The sequence below is a fragment of the Pedobacter sp. 01T416_2 genome (assembly GCF_056398925.1).
In genome coordinates this window covers 1-3,028 of sequence record NZ_JBFTQI010000714.1, presented here as the reverse complement: position 1 = coordinate 3,028, position 3,028 = coordinate 1, and the positions used below count along the sequence as shown (strand labels likewise).

Annotated in this window: 2 protein-coding genes; one reads left to right on the top strand and one right to left on the bottom strand. The window is 38.9% G+C overall.

Going from position 1 to position 3,028, the window contains the following annotated elements:
- A partial coding sequence (locus AC1DPQ_RS22930; RefSeq protein ID WP_477610984.1) for a glutamate synthase subunit beta occupies nucleotides 1-1,081 on the top strand: 1,081 nt, incomplete at its 5' end.
- 457 nt (nucleotides 1,082-1,538) lie between these two features.
- Here the strand turns inward: AC1DPQ_RS22930 and AC1DPQ_RS22925 are convergent.
- Nucleotides 1,539-2,876, bottom strand: coding sequence for an OmpA family protein (locus AC1DPQ_RS22925; RefSeq protein WP_477610983.1), 1,338 nt, complete (start codon nucleotides 2,874-2,876; stop codon nucleotides 1,539-1,541).
- Nucleotides 2,877-3,028: the final 152 nt, after the last annotated feature.

Genomic DNA, 3,028 nt, shown 5'->3' with positions numbered 1-3,028 from the left:
AAAAGGATTTATCAAAGCAAAAGCACCATTAATCAGAACTGGCAAAAAAGTAGCTGTAATTGGTTCAGGTCCTGCGGGCTTAGCTGCTGCTGCTCAGTTAAATAAGGTTGGGCATGAAGTTACCGTTTTCGAACGTGACGATGCTCCAGGTGGTTTATTAAGATACGGTATTCCTGATTTTAAACTACAAAAAAATGTAGTGGATCGCCGTATCGATTTAATGAAAGAAGAAGGCATTATTTTTAAATGTAATGCCAATGTTGGCGAGAATGTTGAGATCGGTACATTGTTACGCGATTTCAACGCGATTGTATTGGCAGGAGGTTCAACTATTCCACGCGATTTACCAATTAATGGCCGTTCTGCCAAAGGGGTTCACTTTGCAATGGATTTCTTGAAACAACAAAATAAACGTGTAGCGAGCAGAGCCGTTGAAACGGAAGATATTATGGCTACCGGTAAAAATGTAATCGTAATTGGTGGTGGCGATACGGGATCTGACTGTATTGGTACTTCAAACCGTCATGGTGCGAAATCGGTTACACAATTCGAGATTATGCCAATGCCGCCACAGGCACGTAACGAGCATATGCCTTGGCCAAATTACCCAATGTTGCTAAAAAATACGTCTTCTCATGAAGAAGGTGCACAAAGGGCTTGGTCGGTAAATACTAAAAACTTTATTGCTGATGAAAAAGGAAACCTTAAAGCATTAAAAGTAGTTGATGTAGAGTGGGAAATTGATGCAAACGGACGTCCGGTTACTTTTAAAGAAGTGGCTGGTACCGAAAGAGATCTTCCATGCGAACTGGTACTTTTAGCAATGGGTTTCTTACATCCTCAAAAAGAAGGTTTAATTGAGAAATTAGGTGTGGAATTGGATAACCGCGGAAACGTAAAAGCATCTGAACACACTTACCAAACCAATATTGCTAAGATTTTTGCCGCAGGTGATGTTCGCCGCGGACAATCATTAGTAGTCTGGGCCATTTCAGAAGGTAGAGAAGCTGCCCGTAAGGTAGACGAATACTTAATGGGAACAACCAAACTGGCATCGAAAGATGCGGTTGCATACGCATAGTAGGTTTAAATTCTATATTTTTAGGGTCGTGGTTTGCACCACGACCTTTTTTTGTTTTTATGCGGTCGTCATACTGACCTTGTTTCATTACGAGCTTTTGTATAAACGGTATCAGCATCTTTTACCAGACAGCCAGTTAAAGCAATATGATAAACGCTTCATTGTGAATTCTTTCACCAGCATACTTTTTCAACGGATACCCGCTGGGCCCAGTACCAGCAAGATGAACGAGGAAACAGGGGCGGGATCAAGGTACACACCCTGACCGTTTAAAATTGGGAACCTTGGAAATAGATTTTAAAACATAAACAAATTAGCTAACTAATAAACCTCCATTTATTTTCTATATCAATTTTAACCTGACAAAAGTGAAGTAAATTCAGCATGACGCAACGTATATAAAAAAAGCTCCTCAGAAATTAATCTGAGGAGCTTTTTTGTTAACCTTTATTTACCATTAGTATAAAGTAAACTCTACACGACGGTTTTGTTGACGGCCAGCTGCAGTTTTGTTTGTTGCAATTGGTTGGTCAGGTCCGTAACCTGTAGCTTCAATTCTTGATGCATTTGCACCTTGAGATACTAAATAAGCTTTTACCGATTCTGCTCTGTCTTTAGATAAAYGTAAGTTTAATTCTCTACCGCCGGTATTATCAGTATGACCAGCTAATTTTAAGCTGAAGTTTTTCTCAACCAATAAACCAGCAACACGATTTAAAGTAGCAAATGATTTAGAACGGATAGTTGATTTACCTAAATCGAACTCTAAGTTAGAAATCGCATCTTTAACAACTTTACGGTCAGCTTCAGTAATTACTCTGGTTTCTTTAATTACTTCACGTTGAACTTTGATCGGACAACCAGAGCCATCAACAACAGTACCCGATGCAGTGCCAGGGCATTTGTCGAATTTGTTTGCTACACCATCATTATCATCATCGCCTAGATCTTTAGCATACTGCTCTCTATCGCGTTGTGCATTTTGCTCAGCGGTTGATAATGCTCTTCTTAATTCAGCACTTTCCTCAGCAGTTTGCTTGTTTAAATTGGCCAATGAGCTATAGTTTTGTAACTGAGGTTTTGATTTATCTCCAATGGCAAACTCTAAACCAGCGTGTGCATAAGCAAACCTATCGTTTGTAGGACCATTAAATCCATCAAATTTAGCCGATTTAACAAAGTTAACATCGTAACCTAAATCAACATTAATACCTTTAGCTACACCTAGTTTTAAACCAGCACCAACTGGTACAAACCAACCTTCTCTGTAAGAACCGGCATCATTGGTATTAGGAGTTGTGGTAGCGCCTGACGACATATAACCAGCACCAGCTTTTAAATAAGGGATAAGTACTGCATTTTCTTGGTTGATGTTAATGTTTGCTACATTCCAAACTGCAGATAAAGCACCCGACCATTGGATATTGGTTTTATAACCTGTGTTTGCAGCATAAGTAGTATTTCCATTTGCGTCAACTCCATTGGCCAATCTCAATTCTTCAACTTTACCGCCCAGGAAATCGGCTTGAATGCCTAAAGAAGGTAAAATTTGTTTTTTAATGTAACCACCGTAACCGATGTGCTCAACCGGAGTTTCAAATTGATGGTTCGAATTGCCAAAAATAGTTCTCGGGGTTAATAAACCTCCATGAACACCAATAGACCAGGTACGGAATTGAGTAGGAGAGAAACGGCCTGCAGCGCTTGTGCTGGTTGGCGTTTCCTGTGCAAATAATTGTGATGATAAACCTAATAAAGCAATCAACATTGTTGATTTAGTAATTCTTGTATTCATGTTTTTCTATTTTGTAAATATTAGTCTCTTAACAGTTTTTGCATCATACTGTTTTGCATGGACTAAGAAAAAACCCTGCCAAAAGCATTATTTTTCTTACAAATAGCATGTTATCAGAAGATTAGGAGGGTAAATAAATTCCACAAAAATAT